The organism is Streptomyces sp. NPDC042638, from assembly GCF_040647235.1.
Taxonomy (GTDB): Bacteria; Actinomycetota; Actinomycetes; order Streptomycetales; family Streptomycetaceae; genus Streptomyces; species Streptomyces rameus.
Map to the genome: position 1 here is coordinate 60711 of NZ_JBEZBT010000012.1, position 20488 is coordinate 81198.

The window sequence follows — 20488 nt, forward strand, 5'->3', positions numbered from 1 at the left end:
CCCCACTTGCTGGTCGGACTGACGGCGGTACGCCGGCCGGCCCACTGCGGGCTCAGACGGTCAGCGCAGCCGGCGCACGCGCAGCACGACGTCGTCGGTGTGGTGCGCGCCGGCACCGCCGTCAGGTGCCGCACGAGGCCGCTGCTCGTCCACCTCCACCTCCCAGTCGTCGTCGAGCAGGGCCGCGACCATCGAGGGCCAGACATAGTCGGCCGGGTCGAAGCCGCTGTCGTGCGCGTGCTGGGTGTCCATCCCCGCGTGGTGGACGAGCAGCAGCACACCGCCCGGCGCGACGGCCGCGAGCAGCGCTCGCTCGGCCACGGAGCCGGGGGTGCGCAGCAGGGCCGGATACTGCGCGGAGACCAGGTCGAAGGAGCCCGGCGGGAGCGCCGCCTCCGTCAGTGCCGCGTGTACCCAGCGAACGGCGACGCCGGCGTCCCGCGCGTGCTTGACCGCCCGCTCCAGTGCCACGCCCGAGACCTCGACCGCGGTCACGTCCCAGCCGCCGCGCGCGAGCCATACGGCGTCGGCGCCCTCGCCGCAGCCGACGTCGAGCACCCGCCCGGGAGTGAGCCCGGCCACCTCGGCCACGAGGGCACCATTGGGCCGGCCGCTCCACAGCTGTTGCCGGTCGGTGTAGCGGTTGTCCCACTCCTCGCGCACTGCGGGGTCTCCGACGTATGCGTCATGTCCGTCGGTGGGCGGGGGCGCGTCGGAGAGTCCGTCGGCGGGCGAGGGGACGTCGGACGTCGGCGATGCTGCGATGTTGTCGGTCACGCGTCCACCGTTGCCCATCGCGTTCCGGCCGCGCCACTCCTGTTGCCGGTCCGGCAAAGCGGCGCCCACGGGGGGAGGCGAGAGGCGACCGAGTATGGCGGGGCCCGGCCATGCGACAGCCTCTCCGGCGGTCTCAGGGGGCGACGTGAAGCCGTTCCAGTGCCTCGGTTACGTGGTCCTCGCCGTAGCCGAACCGCCTGCCGAGTGTCTGGTAGTGGCCGTACTGCTCCTGGGTGAGAGTGGGGGCGAGCACTCGGAGCAACCGCAGCAACAGCCGGAAGCCGAGGTCGGCATCCACATCGGTGACGACCGCCTCCACGGCGGTGAGCGCGCTGGTGCCGGGAATCGGCTCCCAGTGCGGACTGATGTTCATGTCCGTCAGGAGCGGTGCCGCCTCCCTCACCGTCCGCAGCACGGCGTCCCGCAGATCGGTCCGGACAGGCTGCGCGGCATGGTGGTATCGGGGGGCGATCTCCCTCAGCCGCTCCTCGCACACGTCCTCGATCTGCCGGAGCCAGTCCCTCGCGTCGATTCCGAGCCGGTCGATGTTGTAGCCCCGGCCCGTGGCGGACAACCACAGCACCTCGATCGTCTCGCTGGGCAACGGGGAGGCGAGCAGGCGGTGTGTGTCCGCGAGCATCAGGGCCGCCGCCGAGCCCGGGGTCTGGGCGCTGTCGTCGGCGGCTGCCGCCCGCCGGACACGTTCACGGGCGGTGTCCTCCTGACCGGGTTCTTCGAACCACCACGTGAGCGCTGAGAACCCGAAGTCGCCCGAGGCGTCGCGGCGCGCCGTGTCGATGGGGGGCCACATCACGTTGAGGCCGTCGTACACCAGTGGCCCGGGGAAGCCGAGGGCGGTGTCCAGCGCCATGAGACGGTCGTACTGTTCCTTGCCGACCGGTACGTCGTACGTCTTCAACACGCGCAGAAAGAGGCGGAGTCCGAGGTCGCCGTCGCCTTGCCGGGCGACCGCCTCCAAGGCCTGGGCGACCGCGCCGTCCGGCAGTGCGACGTGGTCGCTGCCGGCAACACCTTGGCTCAGTGGCTCCGCCGATGCGCGGATCTCCGCCACGACGGCCGTGCGTAGCTCCTCCTCGGAGATGCTCGGCCGGATGACCCACTGTCCGGGGGCCTGCTCGCGCTCCCGTCCAGGCCAGCGCTCGGCGAGCCGACGCAGCCAGCCCCGGACGCCCGACTCGCATTCCGCCGGGTCGAAGCGCCCGCGCGTGGCAGCGAGCCACGCTGTGCGGATGACGTCGTCCGGCAACCGGGAGTCCAGCAGACAGCGCACGTCGACGCCCAGCTCGACGGCGCCCTCGCCCTCGGCGGCAGCGGCGACTTCGGAGGCGAGGTGCAGTGACCGCCCCTCGCCCTGGGGGCCGTCCGCCGCGGACAGTTCGCCGGCGAGTGCACTGAGGCCGAAATCGCCCTCGTAGAGGACGGCGTACTGTTCACGCTGTCTCGCCATGATGGCTGCCCTGCCTTCGGGAACGTGGTCGGGTGGCTCGTCCCGTTGCCGGGACGAGCCACCCATGGTGGATGTCAGTCGTTCACGCTATGTGTCCCAGTGCCTGTCAGGGCTCCTTGGGCATCGGATAGGAGTCGAACACGATGAAGCCGTCGTGGCCCTTCTTGCCCGGAAGCCTCTTCAGGACCACTCGTACCCCGTTCCCCGCGGCCTCCGGGGGACCGCTCGCCTTGTACACGGTGCCCAGCGACTCGTACATGTCCCACTTGCCGGTGATCGGGAACTCAGGCTTCTCCGCCCATCCCTTCCGCTTGGCCAGGAAGTTGTCCAGCGCCGCGAGCCTCTTGGCATTCTTCCTGCCGTTGGGGAAGAAGTAATCGGCGAGAACCCGGTCGACGGCCTGTTGCGCGATGTCGGCGTTGGTCCACAGCGTGCTGATCGGGGCCAGGCCCTTGTCCTTGTTCGCCTGGGCGTCCCGGACGGCCTCTGCGGGAGTGGGATTGACATGCTTCGAGAGGGTGTGCGCCCCCGATTCCGGGTAGACCGTCTCGTCGCTCAGGTTCATGCAGTTGTGAACCAGCAGGTCCGCCGCGTGCCGCCCTTCCGAACGCACGTAGAACGTGTGGAGGTCGTCGACGGTCAGGTCGTAGACGCGCTGGGCGGGCACGCCGGCCCGGTCGCGTAGAGCGGTCACTGTCTGCGGAGAGCCGTCGGCAGCGCGCAGCCGGTCCCCGACGCGCAGGTCGGAAACGTGGACCCAGCCCCGTCCGGACACATAGACGCGGTGTCCGGTCGTGCTCGTCAGGGTGCCGCCGTCGGCCAGGGTGATGTCGACCAGATGGTTCGTGTCATGCCGGAAGGTGTCGGTGACCGGCTCCGGTCGTGCCTTGCCGGAGGCGGGGTCGGTGGCCAGCACCAGGTCGCCGACGCGGACGTCCCGGATCGGCCTGCGCGTGCCGTCGGCCATCACCACCTGGGTGCCGCCCGGGAAACTGTTCCGGGTGCACGAGGTCGCGACCTCCTCGTAGAGTTCGACGTCCCGCTCGATCGCGGCGACCGCCGCCGCGTCGATGCCTTCGATGGCCTTGAGCGCCTTGAACGCGTCCCGGACGCCGATGCCGGTGACGAACGCGGCGTCCACGGCACGCAGGGCTTCCGCGATGGGCCGGATGATCTTGCCCGCGAACAGGCTCGCGACGTCCAGGGACGCCCAGGCGCAGCCTCCCCAACTACCGCCCGCACCACCGGGGGTGAGCTTCTGGGCGCACTTGATCCAGCTGCCGAAGAGGATGTCGATCGGGTCGACGTTCTCCTGCCATTCGGCGATCGTGATCTGGTGCTTCACCTTCTCGGAGAGTTCGTCGGTCTTGACTTCGCCGAGATACGTCGTGGCCTCGGTCGGGCACATCAACTTCTGCGGGTCGATGCCCTCGGCGGCGCACAGGTACAGGCTGAGAACGGCCTTGTACCGGACCTCCATGGTGATGGTGCAGTCGCCCTTGTAGGCGAGCTTGCTGACCCAGCTGTCGCAGCTGCTCGTCTTGTCGACGACCTTCGGTTCGCCGACCTTCTCGATGCGGTCGATGACGTAGAAGACGTTTCCGATGGAGCCACGCTCGTCGGTGACGGTTCCGTCGTTGATCTGCTTGGCCTTGGCCGCCTTCTCGGCGCGGTCGGCCGCGTCCTGGGCCTCCTTGGCGTACTTGTCGGCGTCCTTGGCTGCCTGTTCGGCCTCGGTCGCGGCGGCGTCGGCGCGGTCGGCCGCCGCGCGGGCGTCCTTCGCCTCCTGCTCGGCCTGGCTGGCCGCGGAACGGGCGGCCTCGGCGTCGAGTTCGGCGGCGTCGGCGGAGTCGCGGGCGTCCTTGGCGTAGCCCTCGGCGTTGCCGGCCGCCTTGTCGGCTGCTGCCGCGTCGTCGGCGGCCTGCTGGTCGTAGGTGATGGTGCGGGCCAGTGACGCCTGCGCCGCCGCGGCGGCCTTCGCTGCGTCGGCCGCGTAGCCGAGGGCCTCCTTGGAGTAGGTGCGGGCGTCGGCGGCGTACTTGGCGGCGTTCGCCGCGTGCTGGTAGGCCTCCTTCGCGTCCCCCTTGGCCTGGTCCGCGATGTTCTTCGCGGCGTCGGCCTCGGCGGCGGCGTTCTTGGCGTGCGCGTCGGCGACGGCCTGCTGCTGCTCGGCGATCGTCTTCGACGACTGCCCCGTCAGCACCACCAGACCGGCGGCCGAGTCCGTGTCCACGTACGGCGAGCCGAGCTCAACGGCGTCATTGGCGGGTGCGGCGACCTGCTGGGCCGCCTTGCCGGCGTCCACGGCCGCCTGCGCGGTGACGTGCGCGAACCCGGCCGCCTTGGCGGAGGCGGCGAGCGCGATACCCGCCTCCTTGTTCGCGGCGTCGGCCTGGGTCCTGGCGTCCTTGGCGTGCTGCTCGGCCTCGTCGGCCAGCTTCACCGCCGTCCTCGCCTCGGACGCGGCATGCTGCGAAGCCGTGATCGCGTCCGCGGCGGCACTGGTGGCCGTCTTCACCGCCGCGTCCGCCCTCAGCTTGGCCGCCTGCGCGGCGTCAGCGTCCGAGCGGGCCCGCTTGGCCGCGGCCTCCGCGCGGGTCGCCGCGGCGTCCGCGTCCGCCGCCGCCTGCGTGGCGGCATCGGCCTGCGAACGGGCCCTGCCCGCCGCCGCTTCGGCGTCGTCGGCCGCCTTGTCCGCGTCATTCGCCGCAGTACGAGCCGCGTCCGCCGCCTCGCCCGATTCCAGCTTGTCGGCGTAGGCGTTCTTCGCGTCGGCCTTGGCGCGGGCCGCGTCCGCCTTCTGTTCGGCGTCCCACGCGTCGTCGCGCATCTCCTTGGCGTGGTCCTTGGCCGCGACCGCGTCGTCGCGCCTGCTCTCGGCGGTCTTCTCGGCGGCCTCGGCCCTGTCCTTGGCGTCCTTGGCCTTCGTCGCCTCCGCTTCGGCGTTCTTGCGGTGCTCGGCGGCCTCGGCGCGGCTGGCGGCGGCGTTCTCCTTCTCCGCCTTGGCCGTCTTCTCCTCGGCCTGTGCCGCGAGCCGCTTGGCGTGCGCGTCGGCGGCGGCCGCCTTGGCGTCAGCCTCGGCCTTCACCGCGACGGCGAGCTTGGCCTCCGCGGTCTCCTTGTCCTTCTTGGCGTTGTCGCGGTGCACCTTGGCGGCGTCGGCGGCGGCCTTGGCCTGCAACTCGGCCGCCTCGGCGGCCTTCTTGCGGAACTCCGCCTTGGACTGCGCCGCCTGGGCGATCGCGCGCTGCGCGATGGTCGCACTGTCCCCGGCCGCGGCACGCGTGGCGGCCTCCGCCGTCTCGCCGGCCTTCTCCAGCGCCGTCAGCGCGGCAGCCGCACCCTTGGTGACCTGGTCCTTCTGCAGACCCACCAGCAGACCCCGGCCACGCGGAGCACCCGCCGCATCAGCGATGCCGTACGCCGCCTGCAGCGCGGTGTCCGACGAGGTCGCCGCCTTCTGCGCCGTCGTCAACTGCGCTTTGACAGCGGCGAGCTGCTTCTTCGCCTCCGCCTGCGCGGCGGTGATGTTCGCCTTGGCCTTGTCCACATCGGCCTTCGCCGGTGCGGTGCCGGTGTGGGTCTTGGCGACGATCCTGAACTTCTGCGCGCTGGAGCCGTTGCACGTCGACAGCACGGCGTCCTTGCTGTTGTCGAACGTCGGCAGGTGCAGGCACTTGCCGGTGGCCGCGTTGCGCAGCTCGCCCGCCGAGCGGACGTCGAACTTCCACTGCTGGGCCTTGCTGCTGCCGCAGTCCCGGATCTGGATCTTCGTGCCGTCGGCGCTGTTGCCGTTCAGCACCTCCAGGCACTTGCCCGAGTTGGTGTTGCGCAGGGTGTAGCCGCCGTCGTAGGTGGCCCACCGCTGCCACTTCTGGGCGGCGCCGCCGTTGCAGGTGTAGATCTGCACCGGGGTGCCGTTGGTCTTGCCTGCGCCCGCGACATCCAGGCACTTTCCGGCGGCACCGGGTACCTGGATCTCCAGCTCACCGTCGCCGACCCAGCCGAGGCCGCCCTCGGTGTAGTAGTCCAGCCAGCGGGTGGAGTAGTCCGCGATCCAGGACTGCCCCAGCAACTTGCCCAGCGCGAACGTGCCGTCCCGCAAGGCGTTGTTGGCGGTGCTGCTGGCGGCGAGGATCTGGTTGCGCTGCGAGGCCTGGGAGGCGATCTCCTGCTGCCACTCGGCGGACGCCTGCGCCACTTCCTTGCCGAGCACCCGGTCGGGGTCGATCGGGTCGTGCCACGCGCATGAGGCGAAGCGTGTCTTCAGGTCCTCGACCGCGATGCGGAACTCCGGGGCGTCCGGTGCGGGCGCGGTCCTGGGGAAGCCGCCGGAGGCGAGGAAGATACGAGCGTCGTCGGCGAACACCCGCGGCACGAAGATCTCGTTCGGGACGATGGGGCCGGAGTTCTTCTTCCAGAGCTTCCAGGCTTCCTGCTCCTGGCTCGTCCCGCCACTGGTGTACTGCGGGTCGCCGATGGCGAGGGCGGCCTGCTTGGTCTTGTCGTCCGCCTGCGGTGACGGGTCGTAGAACGGCGACATCAGGTCGGTCGTCTTCCAGTACGACTGGTAGAGCCAGGGAAGCAGCCCCGCCTTGTCGAAGAAGTTCTCCCCCTCGGGGGAGCCGGGGTAGTCGTCCAGGCCGCTGACAGTGCTGGCCCAGGACTGACGGGTGTCCTGCGTCTTCTTCACCCAGGCGTCGGAGTCGTCACTGTCCTTCTGCCAGGCCAGTTCGTACGCGCCAGTGCCGTAGGTGCGGTCCGCCTTCTGGTGCAGCTGGTCCGCCGGCAACGACACGGAGCTACTGGCCAGGCCGTACAGATTCGGGCCGCCCCTGCGCAGACCGTCGGCCATCAGACACTGGTCGAAGCGCAGTTGCTCGGCGGCCTTGGCATCGAACCCGTCGTAGGAGTCGGCGGCCGGGCTGGTACTCGGATCGCGGCCCGCGGCCGAAGCCGGATGCACCGCTACGGTTGCGAGGAGAGCGAGGGAGGCGAGCGGGACGACCGGAGACGCCAACCTTGCCATCCATCTGGGGCGTTCGCCCTGCTTCCGTACAGGTCTACGCAACACGCGTATCCCTCTCTGTAGGGGGTGGCTGGTGCAGGCGCACTCCAGGGAGGGACACGTCAGGCCCCGCGCATGGGGCCTCATGTGGTAGACGGCGCTCCCCCCGCGGACACGCCAGACACTCCCGGACCAGCGGACTGGTCAGGTCCTTCCAGGAGTGGACGTCACCATAGGCATGACGGCCATTCCCACGGCAAGGACGTTATGGCCAGGGGCAGTTACGGGTGGTAACCAGACCGCGCACGAGGGAGTCATGTGGATCCTGTGCGCGGCTTGTGAAAGCAGCCTTACCGGCCTCTTACTGAAATCACGGCTCTGCGACCCTCCGTCACCATGAGATCAACGTCACAGTACAGCTGGGCCACCGTGAGCCGGCCCAGGGGCCTACTTCATTTGGCTGGACTGCCCGGTGGAGTGGGAGCGCCGGTGGGCTGCGACTCGTTCGCGGGTCGCGCATCGGCGGGAGCAGTAGCGACGTTCCGGACCGCTGCCTTGGGTGATGAAGACGTTCTGGCACCTGGGTGACGCGCAGATCCTGCCGGGCGGGCGCTGGCGATCCCAGACGAGGACGGTCAGGGCCATACAGGACGAGGCGAGGAGCCACTCGCCCCAAGGGGCGTCGTCGTCGTGGTCCAGGTGAGGATGCCACGGGGTGCTGCCGCTGTGCGACGACAAGCGGATCGGTCCGGTGCGTTCCCGCAGGAGGCGGTTCAACGTGGTGGCGGCGTCGTCGGCGTGCTCGGCAGCGAAGACCTCTCGCAGCAAGGCGGCAGCTGTGCGCATCTCAGCGACATCTCGGTCGGTGAGGTTGACGGGGTCCTCCTCACCGTACGCGCGGAGCACGTCGGCGACGTCGGCCGGCCCGGGGCGGTCGCAGGCGAGAGCGTTGATCAGGGCGGCGGTCCGCCGAGCCGTACTCAGGACGGAGTGCCGGGTGGACCAGTCGTCGATGGTGGAGGACACCTGTGGAATGTAACGCATATTGCAGAGTTTTGAGTTACCTCCGTAACGTCATCGCTGTGAACAGACGTTACGCACTTCCCTGCTACCTGGCCGGAGCCGTGGCGGCTCGTGCTGGGGACGAGATGTCAGGGCCGGCGTTGATGCTGGCCGGATTCGCCCTGGCCGGATCGACCACCGACGCGTCGTTACTGCTCGCGGGTATCACGATCTCCGCCGCGGTAGGGGGTCCGGTACTCGGGTCGCTCCTCGACAGAGCAGAACGCCCAGGTCGCCTGCTGTCCGGAGCGCTCGTCTTGTACGCGACGGGTCTGGGGGCGATTCTCGCCGGGCTCGGCCGTGTGCCGTTCGCCGTCACTATGTCGATCGCTGTGGTGGCGGGGCTGTCGGGGCCGGCTCTGTCGGGCGGTTGGACGGCCCAGCTGCCCCGTGTGACGGCGGAAGACCACCTGCCCCGGGCGAACGCGCTCGATGCCATGACGTTCAGCGTGGCGAGTCTGGCCGGTCCGGCTTTGGCCGGCGGCGTGGCACAGACGCTGGGGGCCCCGACGGCCGTGGCCGTCTCCGCGGTGCTCATCGGCTCGGCCCTGCCCGCCGCCTGGATGCTGCCCACCCGCCCCGGTCGGGCGCGGGGCGTTCGGACCACCTCGGTGGTCAGCGATCTCGCCGGCGGTCTGCGGGTCGTCGTCGGAAGCCCGCCACTGGCCCGAGCGACCCTCACCTCGGTCCTCTCGTGTGCTGCTCAGGGCATGCTGACGGCCTGCATCCCGCTCCTGGGTGAGCGCGTCCTGGGAGGGGCCGGCCGCGGCGCGGTGGTGCTCTCCTGCTCGGCGGCCTCCGCCCTGGTGGCCAACGCCGTACTCGCGCGGTTTCCACGTTCCGTCGCCCCCGACACGATCATCTGGGCCAGTGCCCTTGTCCAGGCCGCCGCGTTGGCCTTGGCCGCTTCGGGCCGGCCAGTCGTGCTCATCGTGGCCGTACTCGTCGCCGGGATCGGTGAAGGGCCCCAATTGGCCGCCGTGTTCGCAGTCCGCCACCGGGAGGCCCCCGAGCGGCTCCGCGGACAGATCTTCACTACCGGCGCCAGCTTGAAGATCACGGGGTTCGCCCTGGGGGCGACGGTTGCGGGACCGGTCGCGGCCCGGTCCCTGCCAGGAGCCTTGGTGCTCGCAGCGAGCGTGGCGGTCCTCGCGGCACTGGGCTTCTTCGCTGTCAGGCCGGCAGCCGTCAAGACGTCCGACGACCGTGCGATGTCGGCTTGATCGGGCGCGGACGCCGGCGGGCGTCACCCGGTCGTCACTCGTCTCGGAGGCCGGGCCGGCACGGGCGGGTCGTCCAGCGCGCCGTCGGCGGGCCGGCGGGAGGGCTTGCCGCCGGGCTCCCGTGTCTGGTTGGGTACCAGCGCCGCGGGCGCGTCGGGCGTACCGGCAGGTGGGAAGTAGGGCGGGCTACGTGCACACGACGGTACGGCAGGACGGCTCATGGCCCTTGCCCGAAGGGCTGGTCGAGGCGATCCGGGACACCGCCGAGGAGATCGCCGCACTGGTGCGGGACGCGGGCGACACGGCGCTGGCCGTGCCGGGGTCGGAGTGGACCGTCGGCGAGGCGGCCGCCCACCTGGCACTGGCCAACGAACTGATGGCCGACCTGGCGGCCGGGCGCGAGCGGCCCTACGGCGACGGAACGCCCGAGAGCCTCGCCGGGGCCAACGCGGCATCCCTCACCGTCTACGCGGAGCGCCGGGCGGAGCCTCTCGCCGGGATGATCACGGAGCGGGCGGAGGCGTTCCTGGACGCTCTGTCGCGCGCCTCGGCCGACGGCCCGGCACCGGTCACGCCCCTGGGCCCGATGAACCGGTCGGTCCTCGCGTCGTACTTGCTCACGCACATGCTCGGTCATGGATACGACCTGGCTCGTGCGCTGAAGCGTCCGCACATGATCGACCGGGCCCGGGTGGGCCTGTGCATGCCGTTCATGCTCTCCGTCATGCCGCGTGTCGCGAACCCCGCGGCCACGGCCGGGCTCACGGCCCGCTACCACATACGGCTGCGCGGGGGCGAGGCGTTCGCCGTGTCGCTGGCCGAGGGCGCCGTGCGGGTGACCCCGGGAGCGCCCGCGGAACGCGCCGCCTGCACGATACTGCTCGATCCGGTCGCTTTCCTGCTCATCGCGCTGGGTCGGCTGAATCCCTGGCGTGCCATCGCCCAGGGAAAGGTGTTCGCCTGGGGCCCCCGGCCGTGGCTTGCCCCCCGCTTCCCGACCCTGTTCACCGCGCCCTGAGCCGCCTTCCCGGGCGGCAGGCGGTCAGACGGCGGTCCACCCGTCGTCGACGGACGGCGCCGGTGATGTGGCCGGCGTCGTCGCATGCCAGGTGGGCGATGGCGGCGGCGATCCGCTCGGGCTGGGCGACGTAGGCGAGGGGTGACCGCGCGGCCATCCCGTCCAGCTGTTCGCCCGTGAACTCCCTTAGGGGGTGTGCGGGTGTTGGCCCGACAGATCCTGGGTGGACATGCTCGCGGGGCAGCTTCGCGTCTCGGACGGCAGGCCGCCGCCGGACTCAGTCGGCGGTGAGCGTGCCGGCGAGGTCCCGTAGATCACGGACCGTGTAGGTCGGAGGCGTCATGGTGTCCGGGTAGGCGGGTGCGGTGCGCCGGAGCCAGGCGGCCCTCAGTCCGGCGCGGCGGGCTCCGTCGACGTCCCAGGGATGGACGGCGACCAGGACGGTCTCTTGCGGGGTCGCGTCCAGGGTGTCGGTGGCGTACCGGTAGGCGGCGCGGGCGGGCTTCCACGCGGCCGGGGTGCTGACGTCCAGCAACGCCTCGAAGCAGTCGAGCAGCCCGGCGCGCTCCAACAGGCGCCTGCTCGTGGCGGCTGAGCCGTTCGTGAGGGTGGCCAGGCGGAGCCCCGCGGACTTCAGTTTCCGTACGCCATCGGGCACATCGGGATGCACGCGGAGCTCGGCGAAGCCGTCCAGGACGTGTGCGACAGCATCGCCGAGGTCGCCTCGCCAGCCGGGAAGACCGGCCAGAAGGGCACGCAGTCCGGCACCTGCCACTTCCCTGAAGTCGCCGTACCCTCCGGCGGCGGTCAGCGCGAACCCGTCGCGCAGGGTCCCGGCGAACCACAGGGCGAGCAGGCTCCCCGGAGCACCGATGTCCTCAAGTCGGGCACGCAGTGAAGACAGGTCGCCGAGAGTCTCGTTGACGTCGAAGAGGACCAGCCGGGGTCCGGTCATGACGGGAATCCCTTCTCGGCCGCGTCGGCTCGCCGGGAGGGACACCGCGCGTCCTCCCGCCCGGTCCGCGCCGCCACCATGCTCACCTGTGCCGTGGCCTGTCGCCCGGCACCACGCTGAACGTCGGCACCGATCACTACGACAGGTGCGAGCGGCGGGCGGAGCCCCGGGATGAGGAGGCGTCCGACCGTGTGCGAAGGGCTTGCGGGTGGGCACCGGATTTCGGTGCAGTCGGCGGTCCCGGCCGGGCCCGTCGCACGGGAGACGGACGGCGGCGAGGCGGGCGGGGCACCCGAGATGACGATCAAGGGCTCTTGCCCTATGCTGCGGCTTGCACATCCGGGGGGCGGCTGGCCGTCATGACGACCAGCACCGCGACACGTGCGCATCACCCACGCCATCTCAACTCGTGCTCCAGCACGCCGCGCAGGCGTTTCACGCCGGCGCGCCCGACTGCTGCCCGAGCCTGCCCGCAAGGGTCCGGATCGGCGCGTTCCCCGGATCCTCACGGTCATCGGAAGGCAAAGAAACATCATGGCACAACGGCAGTACCTCGGTCAGGGCACCAACACCTCCTGGGAGAAGTTCTGGTACGTCCTGGGTTGCATCTACTTCGGTGCCGCCTACTTCCAGAAGGTCCCGGTGAAGAAGGCACTGAGCGAGTACGGGCTGGTCGAGATGACCGGGGCCGAGAAGTTCTGGTACGTCGTCCAGTGCATCTTCTTCGGCGGCGGCTACTTCGCGAAGGTCACCATCAAGAAGGCGCTGTCCGAGGTGCGGAACGCCGGCGGGGTCCCGACCGTCTGACGACGCCAGGACGGCATACGGCAGGCAGGCCGCGGGCCCGGATCGCGATGGGGGGTCCGGGCCCGCGGCCCGTTGTCCGGATTCTCCCGGCCGCCCCCGGCCGAGGAGGCGACGGACCGCTGCGAGCGGCCGAAGGCGGCCGGTATTTCGTACCCTGGCGGCATGCGCATGCGCCCCACCTTGAGCTGGACCCCCAGCGCGGACCTGCCGCCCGGCACCACGGACCTCGGTCCGGTCGCCGATGCGATCGGCACCGGTGGGGTGCTGGTGCTCAGTGGGGCGGGCATCAGCACGGAGTCCGGCATCCCCGACTACCGGGGCGAGGGCGGGAGCCTGAGCCGGCACACCCCGATGACCTACCAGGACTTCACCGCGAGCGCCCAGGCCCGGCACCGGTACTGGGCGCGCAGCCACCTGGGCTGGCGCACCTTCGGCCGTGCCCGCCCCAACGCCGGACACCGGGCCGTGGCGGCGTTCGGGCGGAGCGGCCTGCTCTCGGGGCTGATCACCCAGAACGTCGACGGCCTGCACCAGGCCGCCGGCAGCCGGAGCGTCGTGGAACTCCACGGCAGCCTGGACCGGGTCCGCTGCCTCTCCTGCGGAGCCGTGAGCCCGCGCCGGGAACTCGCCCGGCGGCTCGGGGCGGCCAATCCGGGCTTCCACCCGGTGTCGGCCACGATCAACCCGGACGGTGACGCCGACCTCACGGACGAACAGGTCGGCGACTTCCGCGTGCTGCCCTGCACGGTCTGCGGAGGCGTCCTCAAACCGGACGTGGTGTTCTTCGGTGAAGCCGTACCGCCGCAGCGGGTCGAGCACTGTCGCGAGCTGGTCCGTGAAGCGACGTCGCTGCTGGTCCTGGGCTCCTCGCTCACGGTGATGTCCGGGCTCCGGTTCGTCCGTCAGGCTGCCCGGGACGGAAAGCCGGTGTTGATCGTCAACCGTGACCCGACCCGGGGTGACGTGCACGCCGGCACCCGCGTCGCGCTCCCGTTGGGATCGGCCCTGACCACCGTGGCCGACCGTCTGGGCATCCCCGTCGACGGCCGGCCGGCGACCTAGCCGTGCACGGTGATGTCAGCGGCCGGTGGACACCTCTTGCGGGGGCGTCCGGTGCGCCGCGCCCCCTTGGGCACGGCGCGGCACGGCGCGGCGCGGCGCACTGCGCGTGCGGGTGGCCGGCCGGTGGTCCGTTCCGGTCCACGTCCCGGACGTCGTCGTCTTCCGTCCTCAGCAGCCGTCGGACCGCGGGCTCGGTTCCTCGCGGGCTCCGCGCCCGTCGACCACCCCGGTGCGCAGCACTCGTACGCCGACGAGGCTCTGGAGCGTCATCGCGGCGGCGGACGCGGCCGTGACGGCGAAGCCACCGCGTGCCCCGAACGAGTCGATCGCCCAGCCGGAGACCGCCGCCGAGGCGGCCGAGCCCGCCGCACTGGCGGATCCGAGCCAGGAGAACGCCTGGGTGAGGACGGACCGGTGGACGGTCGACTCGGTGAGCACGGGGAAGAGCGCGAGCAGGGGCGGGATCGTGGCGCCGGTCAGGACCACGACCAGTCCGAGACCGAACGGTGAGCCGACCACGAGCAACAGCAACGTGCCGAACAGGAGCGCACCGGTCGCCGCCAGCAGCTGCACCGGGGCGGTGGCCCGCCACCGGCGCAGCCCGTACACCCATCCGGCCAGCAGGCCGCTGCATCCGGAGGCGGTGAGGATCGGCGCCGCGGCGCCCGGTGCACCGTGCTCCACCACGAACGCGGTCACCGACACCTGCATGGCTCCGAAGAACACGCCGAGGGCGAGGTTGAGGCCCATCAGGACGAGGACATCGCCGCGCGGCGACAACCGGTCGGCACGGGCGCGCGGGGCGCTGTCGGCCTCTGGGACGGGTGCGGTGCCGCGCTGCGCCGCGAGCAGCAGACCGCCGACCACCGACAGGGAGGCGGCCAGTACCGTCCCGGCACCGGGATGCCCGGCCGCGGCCAGTGCGCTGACCAGCATCGGGCCGACGAGGTAGGCCACCGCGTTGCTGATCGACTCGAGGGCGAAGGCGCTGGGCAGCTCGGCCGCCCGGCCGGTGCGGAGCAGTGCCGCCCAGCGCGCCGCGGACATCGCGCTGAGCTGGGGCAGGCTGGCCCCGGCCAGTGCTCCGCCCAGTGCCAGGAGGGCGTCCGGGGCGTCTGCGGCGACCAGGCACACGAGGACCGCCATCGCGAGGCCGTGGGCGAGGAGCGTGGGCGGCAGGACCCGGGTCTGCCCGAACCTGTCGACGAGCCGGGCCAGTTGTGGCGCCACGAGCGCGTCGGTCACCGCGAACGCGCCGCTGACCAGACCGGCCGCGGAGAAGGTGCCGGTGTGGCTGTGCACGAGCCAGACGATGCCGAGGCTGGTCATCGCGATGCCCATGCGGCCCAGCGAGGCCGGCAGGAAGAAGGCCGCGGCACCCGGGGTACGCAGCAGGGAACGGTAGTTCGCCGACGGCACGGCGAGTCCTCTTCGCTGCCCGGCGGGGCGGCTCATCTGGGTCGTCGGTGCCCGGGGTACCGACCCGTGGTCGCCGCCTGGAACCGTCCAGTGCTGGCGCGGGGAGGGGGCACGCGCCCCGCACCGACTCCGTCACCGGGCAGAAGTTCCGATGTGTTGGTGGGCGGCCCATTCTCGTCACCGAGGCCGTCGATGTCCATCACGGCCCGGAACCGAAACCGAGGACGCCGCGGGCAGGTTGACGCCTGCACAGGGGCGTGTAAGTGTAGCTTACATTCATGATCGTGAGGGTGGGGAGCGGCGTGGCGAAGAGGAAGATCCAGGACGAGCAGGAGGTGATCCGCTGGTTCCAGGAAGGCAGGACGTACCAGTGGATGATCGACGAGTACAAGCGCAAGTACGACATCGAGACCGTCGCCTCCATGTGGGGCAATTTCAGGCGGCGTCGGGGCCTGGACCGACGTATCACCCGCGACGACGACCTGATCCCGTGGGAGGTCGACGAGCGGCACCGCTGGAAGTACCCGGTCGCCATGCTGCGCGTCGAGGCCCGGCTTCGCGACGGGCGCGACCTCACCGACAACGAGCGGGACCGGCTGAAGTCGTGGAAGGAGATGCTGGCGGAGCAGAACGCGGTCGTGCACTACGACCCCGACACCGAGGAGGGCTTCTCCTACATCCCTCGCCAGGAGGGAGACGACGACCTCATCCACCGGCCGGCACGTAAGACCACCTCACGACCGAACGCGGACAAGCGATAGAAGCGGCGGGGGCGGCCCGGGCCCTGCCGCCGGACCCGATTCCGGGTTCGGACAGGAAGCCCCTCGGAGCCGGCCATGGCGATTGCGCGCCCTGCTGCATTGGCATCACGAATGTCACCGGGTCGAGGGACTGCACCGTCGGCTGCCAGGCCGGACATGCCGGATAAGTGTGACTATCACTTCAAGGTGGCTCGGCAATCCCCGGACGTCACCACATCTGGCAGGAGGAACGATCGATGAACCCCATCCTCAAGCGCCTGCTCGGCGCTACCGCGGCGGTGGCCACCGGCGCCACGGCCCTGCTCGGCACCGGCGTCGGCACCGCCGGCGCCGCCGAAAGGGCCCACTGCGACCGCGCCGAACGGCCCATATGGAGCGAAGGGCCCAGCCGCAACGTGACCGGCCACCACTGCAGCGTCCCGACCAGCGGTCACCGCTGGCACATCGTCGAGATCGACGCCCTCGTACAGCCGCACTACAAGACGGACTATCTGGACGGAGGGGTCGACCGCACCCGGACCCTGCACGACAGGACCATCAGGTGCCTGGGTTACACCACCAGCAAGGACACGGTGAACTGGTTCGGCTGCGTACCTCACTGACACACCGGCCGGCCCGCGCCTGCGCTCATGCCGCGCACGGCCCTGGCAGACGGCACTCTCACTGACACCCGCACACGGGTGAGTGCCGGCTGTGATTCGGGAACCGGCGTGCCTGCTCCGGTCTCCGGCCGCGCGCCGGCCCGTACGACCACCCCGTGAGCCGTCCGCCTCCCCGGCGGTCGGGCTTCCGCCCCGGGCACCCCCGGCAGGTCCGCTGCCGGGGCGACCCGCCCGAGGCGGCCTCGATCATGATCGCGTCGGTCTCCCGCCCCCTCCCGTCGGGAAGCCTCCGCGCCGAGCACCGGTTCCAGGCGCCGTAGAGGCGCTCCGGCGGAGCCGTCCGATGACGCCCGCGCTCTCCGCCGGCCGGCGCCCAAATCACCGAAGCCCGGGGGTCGTTCCCGGCCACTCCGGCCGTGGAATCCTCCCGTCTTCCGGACGAATCCGTTTCGCTCGACCGCCGCCCGGGCGTCGAGTACGTCCAGAATGGGCAGCAAGGACGGCAGCAGGGGCTCTCCTACGTGACGGCGGGGGAAACGGCTCCGCTCCGGCGGCGTCACCTCGGACCCCTGCGGTGACGGCACGGTTGCCGCGGTCGCGCTCGCGGGCCGCCGCCGGTGACCAGCACCTGCGTCGTCTCACTCGTGCTCGCTCCGCGCTCGGCCTGCCCAAGGGTCCGCCGCTCACCGACGCGGCGGCCACACACGCGACAGGATGGTTACCGTGACCAGTGGAAACGACGGCACCACTCAGCTGACCGTGGGCGTGGAAGAGGAGTACCTGCTGGTCGACCCCGTGACGCGAGAGGTCGATCCGGCCGGTGACCAGGTGGTCGCCCTGGCCTCCTCGTCCGGTCTGGGCGACCGGGTGAGTGTGGAGCTGACCCGTTATCAGGTCGAGGCCCGGACCGATCCGCACGTCGAGTCCAAGGACCTCGGTGAACAGATCCGGGCCATGCGGGCCGCCGTAGCGGACAGTGCCGCGCAGCTGAACCTGCGGATCGTCTCCAGCGGATCCCCCGTCCTGGGTCCGGCCGCTCCCCCGCCCCTGTCGCGGGGGCCCCGCTACGCCCTGAGCGCCGCGACCTTCCGTGCCCTGGACGACGAACAGACCGCCTGCGCCCTGCACATCCACATCGGCATGCCGGACCTCACCCGGGCGGTCCAGGTCAGCAACCACATGCGCTGCCGGCTCCCCGTCCTCATCGCCCTGTCGGCCAACTCGCCCTACTGGCTGGGCAGGGACACCGGCTACGCCAGCTGGCGCACGATGGCCTGGGCGCGCTGGCCGGTCTCCGGGCCCCCTCCGTACTTCGCGTCGCGCGGCCACTTCGACGACCTGGTGGGCGGTCTTCTGGAGGCCGGCGCCATCCTCGACCGCGGCGGCCTGTACTGGGACATCAGGCCCTCACATCACGTCCCCACCCTGGAGATCCGGGTCGCTGACGCCGTCACCACCGCCGAGGAGACCCTGCTGCTGTGTGCCGTCGTACGAGCCCTGGCAGCGACCGCGCTCAAGGCCGTCGCCGACGGCGAGCCGGCGCCACGGCCCCGGCCGGAAGTCCTGCGTGCGGCGTGCTGGCGGGCCGCCCGCGACGGCCTGACCGGACACAGCCTCGACCCCGTCACCAGCGCCCTGATCCCCTCTCCCGTCCACATCGAACAGTGCCTGGCAGCGGTCGAGCCCGCCCTGCGGGACCACGGTGATCTGGAGCTGGTCCGAACCGGATGGAACCGGCTGTGCGCAGACGGCAACGGCGCCGACCGCCAGCGCGTCGTCCACCAGCGCCGCTCCAGCCTCCCCGACGTCGTCGACCACCTCATCACCCACACCGCTCCCCCGGATCCGCGGGCTGTGCCCATGGCTTCGTGGCCGGTCCCGCTCGACGCGGGGCCCGCCGGGGGCGGGCGGGGTGCCGTGATGCAAGATCGCCCCATGAAGAACACCAGCAGACGCTCCGTCCTCGCCTCCGCCGCCGCCGTGGCCGCCGGTCTGCCCACTCTCAACGCCGTGGTGGGCACCGGCGCCACGCCGGCCGCGGCAGCCGACCAGTACAAGAGCAACACCGACCTGTACACCCGCACCGCCGCCAAGGAGGGCACCGACTGGATGCGGCGATTCCGCATCGGCGCCCCGGTGCAGGTCACGGACAATGCCCGCAGCACGAGCAGCGCCGTCAGCAGCACGGCGGTGATCGCGCCGCACGGCGGCGGGATAGAGGCGGGTACGAGCGAGCTGTGCCTGGCCGTCGCCGGTTACACGCCGTTCGACGCCAACACCGACCCGGCCGCCGCGGCCCTGCCGGGCGAGCCGCAGCGGGACTACTGGATGTTCGAGGCGATCGCCAACTCCACCGCGCAGCACGTCACCGCCACCCACTGCGACGACCCGGCCGCCCTCGCCGTCTGCGCCAACAACCTCTACGCCGTCTCCCTGCACGGCTTCGACGACACGACGGTGAAGAAGATCATCATCGGCGGCCGGGACGAGCGGCTCAAGCGCAACCTGCTGGCGGCCTTCACGAAGTACGGTCTGACCTCGCCCGCGACCGACGCCGACCGGGACGTCACCGTGGTCTTCGCGGGTGCCACCGACCCCATCAACGGGGACGACCCGGCCAACATCGCCAACCGCACCCGCACCGGCGCCGGCGCCCAGCTGGAGCTGTCCACCGCCCTGCGCCAAGCGATGTTCGGCGACTTCTCCGGCGCGGCCAAGCGCCGGACCACGGCCGGCGTGCCGAGCACCGCCGCCCCCTACGCCGACCACTTCTGGAACGGTTTCGTGGGCGCCGTCCGCGAGGCGGTCAAGAACCACGAGCTCGGCCTCGACTCCCTCGGGTGACCGGTCCGTACGCGGCGTGAGTCGTCGGGTGCGGCTCGGACGGCGTGTTCTCAACCGGTTCCCGGTGCGGTACGCGACAGGTCGTACCCGGTGAAATCGGTGACCGGGACGTAACCCAGGCGCCGGTAGAGGGCGTTGCTGGTGGCGTTGGCCGGGTTCGTGAACAGGACGACGTCTGTCGCGCCCGCGGCCAGTGCGGCCCTGCTGACGTGGGCCGTCACCGCGCCCGCGTAGCCGCGGCCCCGCAGGGGGGCCGGGGTGTAGACGGGGTCCACCCGGACCATCCCGGCGATCATCGAGGTCGAGCCCGCCATGGAGACGGGAGTGCCGTCCGGGGTCTCCCAGAACGTGAAGTGTTTGTCCGCGAACCGGGTGCCGGCCCAGGAGCCGGCGTCGATGGAGGATGCCTCTCCGACGTCGGCGGCGAACTCGTTGCACCAGCGTATGAGTTGCTCCCGGTCCGGCTCGTCCGCGATGCGGCCCCGGCCCTGTGGACACGTCCGCGGTGGGGTGAGCGTCCCGAGCCGGTGGAGACGGCCCCGCCAGTCGCGTACCGGCGCCGCGCCCGTGTGCCGCTGCCACGCCTCGGCGAAAGCGGTGGCGGTGGCGTGGTCCGCGGTGACGCCGGAGGGGGTGTGGCCGATCCCGGCCAGGTGGGCGGCGAGGCTGTCGGCCTCCTCCGGGGAGAGGGCGGTGAGGGTCAGCCGGCCGGACGGCAGGCGGTAGAAGACGGCGCGGACCTCACCCCCCGATTCGAGTCGGCCGAATACCGTGGCACCCGACGCGTCCGCCGCACGCCTGCGCAGTTTCTCGATCGTGGTCAGCGGCGTGTTGTGCAGTGCGGGGCGTGAGTGCAGGAAGTCTCCGGCCCGGGCGAGGAACTCGTCGAGGGCTTCGGTGAGGTGCCAGTCATCCGGTCGCATGCTTCAGGATCCCCGACGGGCGCACCCCCTGGCGAGATGGCAGCGGCTTCGGGCAGGGCGGGCGGCCTGCCCTCAGTCGGCGTGCTGTGGAGCCGGTCCGGTGCGCCGCACCTCGTAGCCGTATCCCTTGTCGGAGTTGGTGTCGAAGTAGAGCACCGGACGGTCGCCGCCCTTGGCCACCCGCAGGAGGGTGGACTCCGAGTCGTCGCGGAAGGAACCCCCGGCCGCGAAGCGCAGCTCGACGCTGTCGCTCCGCCGGGTGTTGCCCTCCAGTTCCCAGCTGCCCCGCCCGGACAGCGGCCCGCTGCCGGTCGTGGGCTTGCTGAAGCCGAACTCGACGGCGCTGCGCGGAATGCCCGACATCCGGAAGGTGCCGTCGCCCTGGAACTCGACGCGACCGCCGCCGGGGCCCTTCCAGACCCCGGCGACCTCGCGCGGAACGAGCTTGTCCCGGCCGTCGCCGGCACAGCCGCCCAGGAGGGGGGCCGTGCCGAGGACGGCGAGGACGGCGGACACGGCGACGGCGGTCGCGCGCCCACGAATCGCCTTCATGTTCCGC

General features: G+C 71.5%; 16 protein-coding genes. 7 read left to right on the forward strand and 9 right to left on the reverse strand.

Going from position 1 to position 20488, the window contains the following annotated elements:
- Nucleotides 1-60: 60 nt before the first annotated feature.
- From AB0B40_RS13010 to AB0B40_RS13025, 4 genes are all read right to left on the reverse strand, one after another.
- The gene (locus AB0B40_RS13010) at nt 61-777 is read right to left on the reverse strand and encodes a class I SAM-dependent methyltransferase (protein ID WP_345058506.1); all 717 of its coding nucleotides are present in this window, start codon (nt 775-777) and stop codon (nt 61-63) included.
- Between the two features lie 133 nt (nt 778-910).
- A complete protein-coding gene (locus tag AB0B40_RS13015; protein ID WP_362263908.1) occupies nt 911-2245 on the reverse strand; it encodes a hypothetical protein in 1335 nt (444 codons plus the stop codon).
- A 106-nt stretch (nt 2246-2351) separates the two neighbouring features.
- On the reverse strand, nt 2352-7274 hold the full coding sequence (locus AB0B40_RS13020) for a ricin-type beta-trefoil lectin domain protein (protein WP_362263909.1): 4923 nt from the start codon (nt 7272-7274) through the stop codon (nt 2352-2354).
- Between the two features lie 426 nt (nt 7275-7700).
- Entirely contained in the window at nt 7701-8297 is a 597-nt protein-coding gene (locus tag AB0B40_RS13025) for a CGNR zinc finger domain-containing protein (protein WP_345058512.1), read from the reverse strand.
- A gap of 68 nt (nt 8298-8365) precedes the next feature.
- Between AB0B40_RS13025 and AB0B40_RS13030 the strand changes: the two genes are divergently transcribed.
- Both AB0B40_RS13030 and AB0B40_RS13035 read left to right on the forward strand, forming a co-directional pair.
- Nucleotides 8366-9538 carry an MFS transporter gene (locus AB0B40_RS13030; protein ID WP_362263944.1) on the forward strand — a complete coding sequence of 391 codons (1173 nt, stop codon included), beginning with the start codon at nt 8366-8368 and terminating at the stop codon, nt 9536-9538.
- 190 nt (nt 9539-9728) lie between these two features.
- Nucleotides 9729-10556: a maleylpyruvate isomerase family mycothiol-dependent enzyme gene (locus tag AB0B40_RS13035; protein WP_362263910.1), complete on the forward strand. Its 828-nt coding sequence runs from the start codon at nt 9729-9731 to the stop codon at nt 10554-10556.
- Here AB0B40_RS13035 and AB0B40_RS13040 read toward each other — a convergent pair.
- Both AB0B40_RS13040 and AB0B40_RS13045 read right to left on the reverse strand, forming a co-directional pair.
- Nucleotides 10543-10713 carry a hypothetical protein gene (locus AB0B40_RS13040; RefSeq protein WP_345058515.1) on the reverse strand — a complete coding sequence of 57 codons (171 nt, stop codon included), beginning with the start codon at nt 10711-10713 and terminating at the stop codon, nt 10543-10545. The two genes, AB0B40_RS13035 and AB0B40_RS13040, sit on opposite strands and share 14 nt — an antisense overlap.
- A 120-nt stretch (nt 10714-10833) precedes the next feature.
- Entirely contained in the window at nt 10834-11511 is a 678-nt protein-coding gene (locus AB0B40_RS13045) for a haloacid dehalogenase type II (protein ID WP_362263911.1), read from the reverse strand.
- A gap of 534 nt (nt 11512-12045) precedes the next feature.
- Between AB0B40_RS13045 and AB0B40_RS13050 the strand changes: the two genes are divergently transcribed.
- Together AB0B40_RS13050 and AB0B40_RS13055 are read left to right on the forward strand one after the other, a co-directional pair.
- Nucleotides 12046-12318, forward strand: a complete 273-nt coding sequence (locus tag AB0B40_RS13050; protein WP_362263912.1) for a hypothetical protein — start codon at nt 12046-12048, stop codon at nt 12316-12318.
- Between the two features lie 162 nt (nt 12319-12480).
- Complete coding sequence (locus tag AB0B40_RS13055) at nt 12481-13380, forward strand: NAD-dependent protein deacetylase (protein ID WP_362263913.1); 900 nt, start codon at nt 12481-12483, stop codon at nt 13378-13380.
- 168 nt (nt 13381-13548) lie between these two features.
- Here the strand turns inward: AB0B40_RS13055 and AB0B40_RS13060 are convergent, their stop codons facing one another.
- A complete protein-coding gene (locus AB0B40_RS13060; protein WP_362263914.1) occupies nt 13549-14835 on the reverse strand; it encodes an MFS transporter in 1287 nt (428 codons plus the stop codon).
- A gap of 242 nt (nt 14836-15077) precedes the next feature.
- Between AB0B40_RS13060 and AB0B40_RS13065 the strand changes: the two genes are divergently transcribed.
- The 3 genes from AB0B40_RS13065 to AB0B40_RS13075 all read left to right on the forward strand — a co-directional run bounded on the left by AB0B40_RS13065 (nt 15078) and on the right by AB0B40_RS13075 (nt 19006).
- A complete protein-coding gene (locus AB0B40_RS13065) occupies nt 15078-15560 on the forward strand; it encodes a hypothetical protein (RefSeq protein WP_345058524.1) in 483 nt (160 codons plus the stop codon).
- Between the two features lie 236 nt (nt 15561-15796).
- Entirely contained in the window at nt 15797-16162 is a 366-nt protein-coding gene (locus AB0B40_RS13070) for a hypothetical protein (RefSeq protein WP_345058526.1), read from the forward strand.
- 723 nt (nt 16163-16885) lie between these two features.
- On the forward strand, nt 16886-19006 hold the full coding sequence (locus AB0B40_RS13075) for a glutamate--cysteine ligase (RefSeq protein ID WP_345058528.1): 2121 nt from the start codon (nt 16886-16888) through the stop codon (nt 19004-19006).
- A 50-nt stretch (nt 19007-19056) separates the two neighbouring features.
- On the opposite strand, the gene AB0B40_RS13080 is transcribed toward AB0B40_RS13075, so the two are convergent.
- Nucleotides 19057-19929, reverse strand: coding sequence for a GNAT family N-acetyltransferase (locus AB0B40_RS13080; protein ID WP_345058530.1), 873 nt, complete (start codon nt 19927-19929; stop codon nt 19057-19059).
- Between the two features lie 72 nt (nt 19930-20001).
- Complete coding sequence (locus AB0B40_RS13085) at nt 20002-20481, reverse strand: hypothetical protein (protein WP_345058532.1); 480 nt, start codon at nt 20479-20481, stop codon at nt 20002-20004.
- Between the last annotated feature and the right edge of the window lie 7 nt (nt 20482-20488).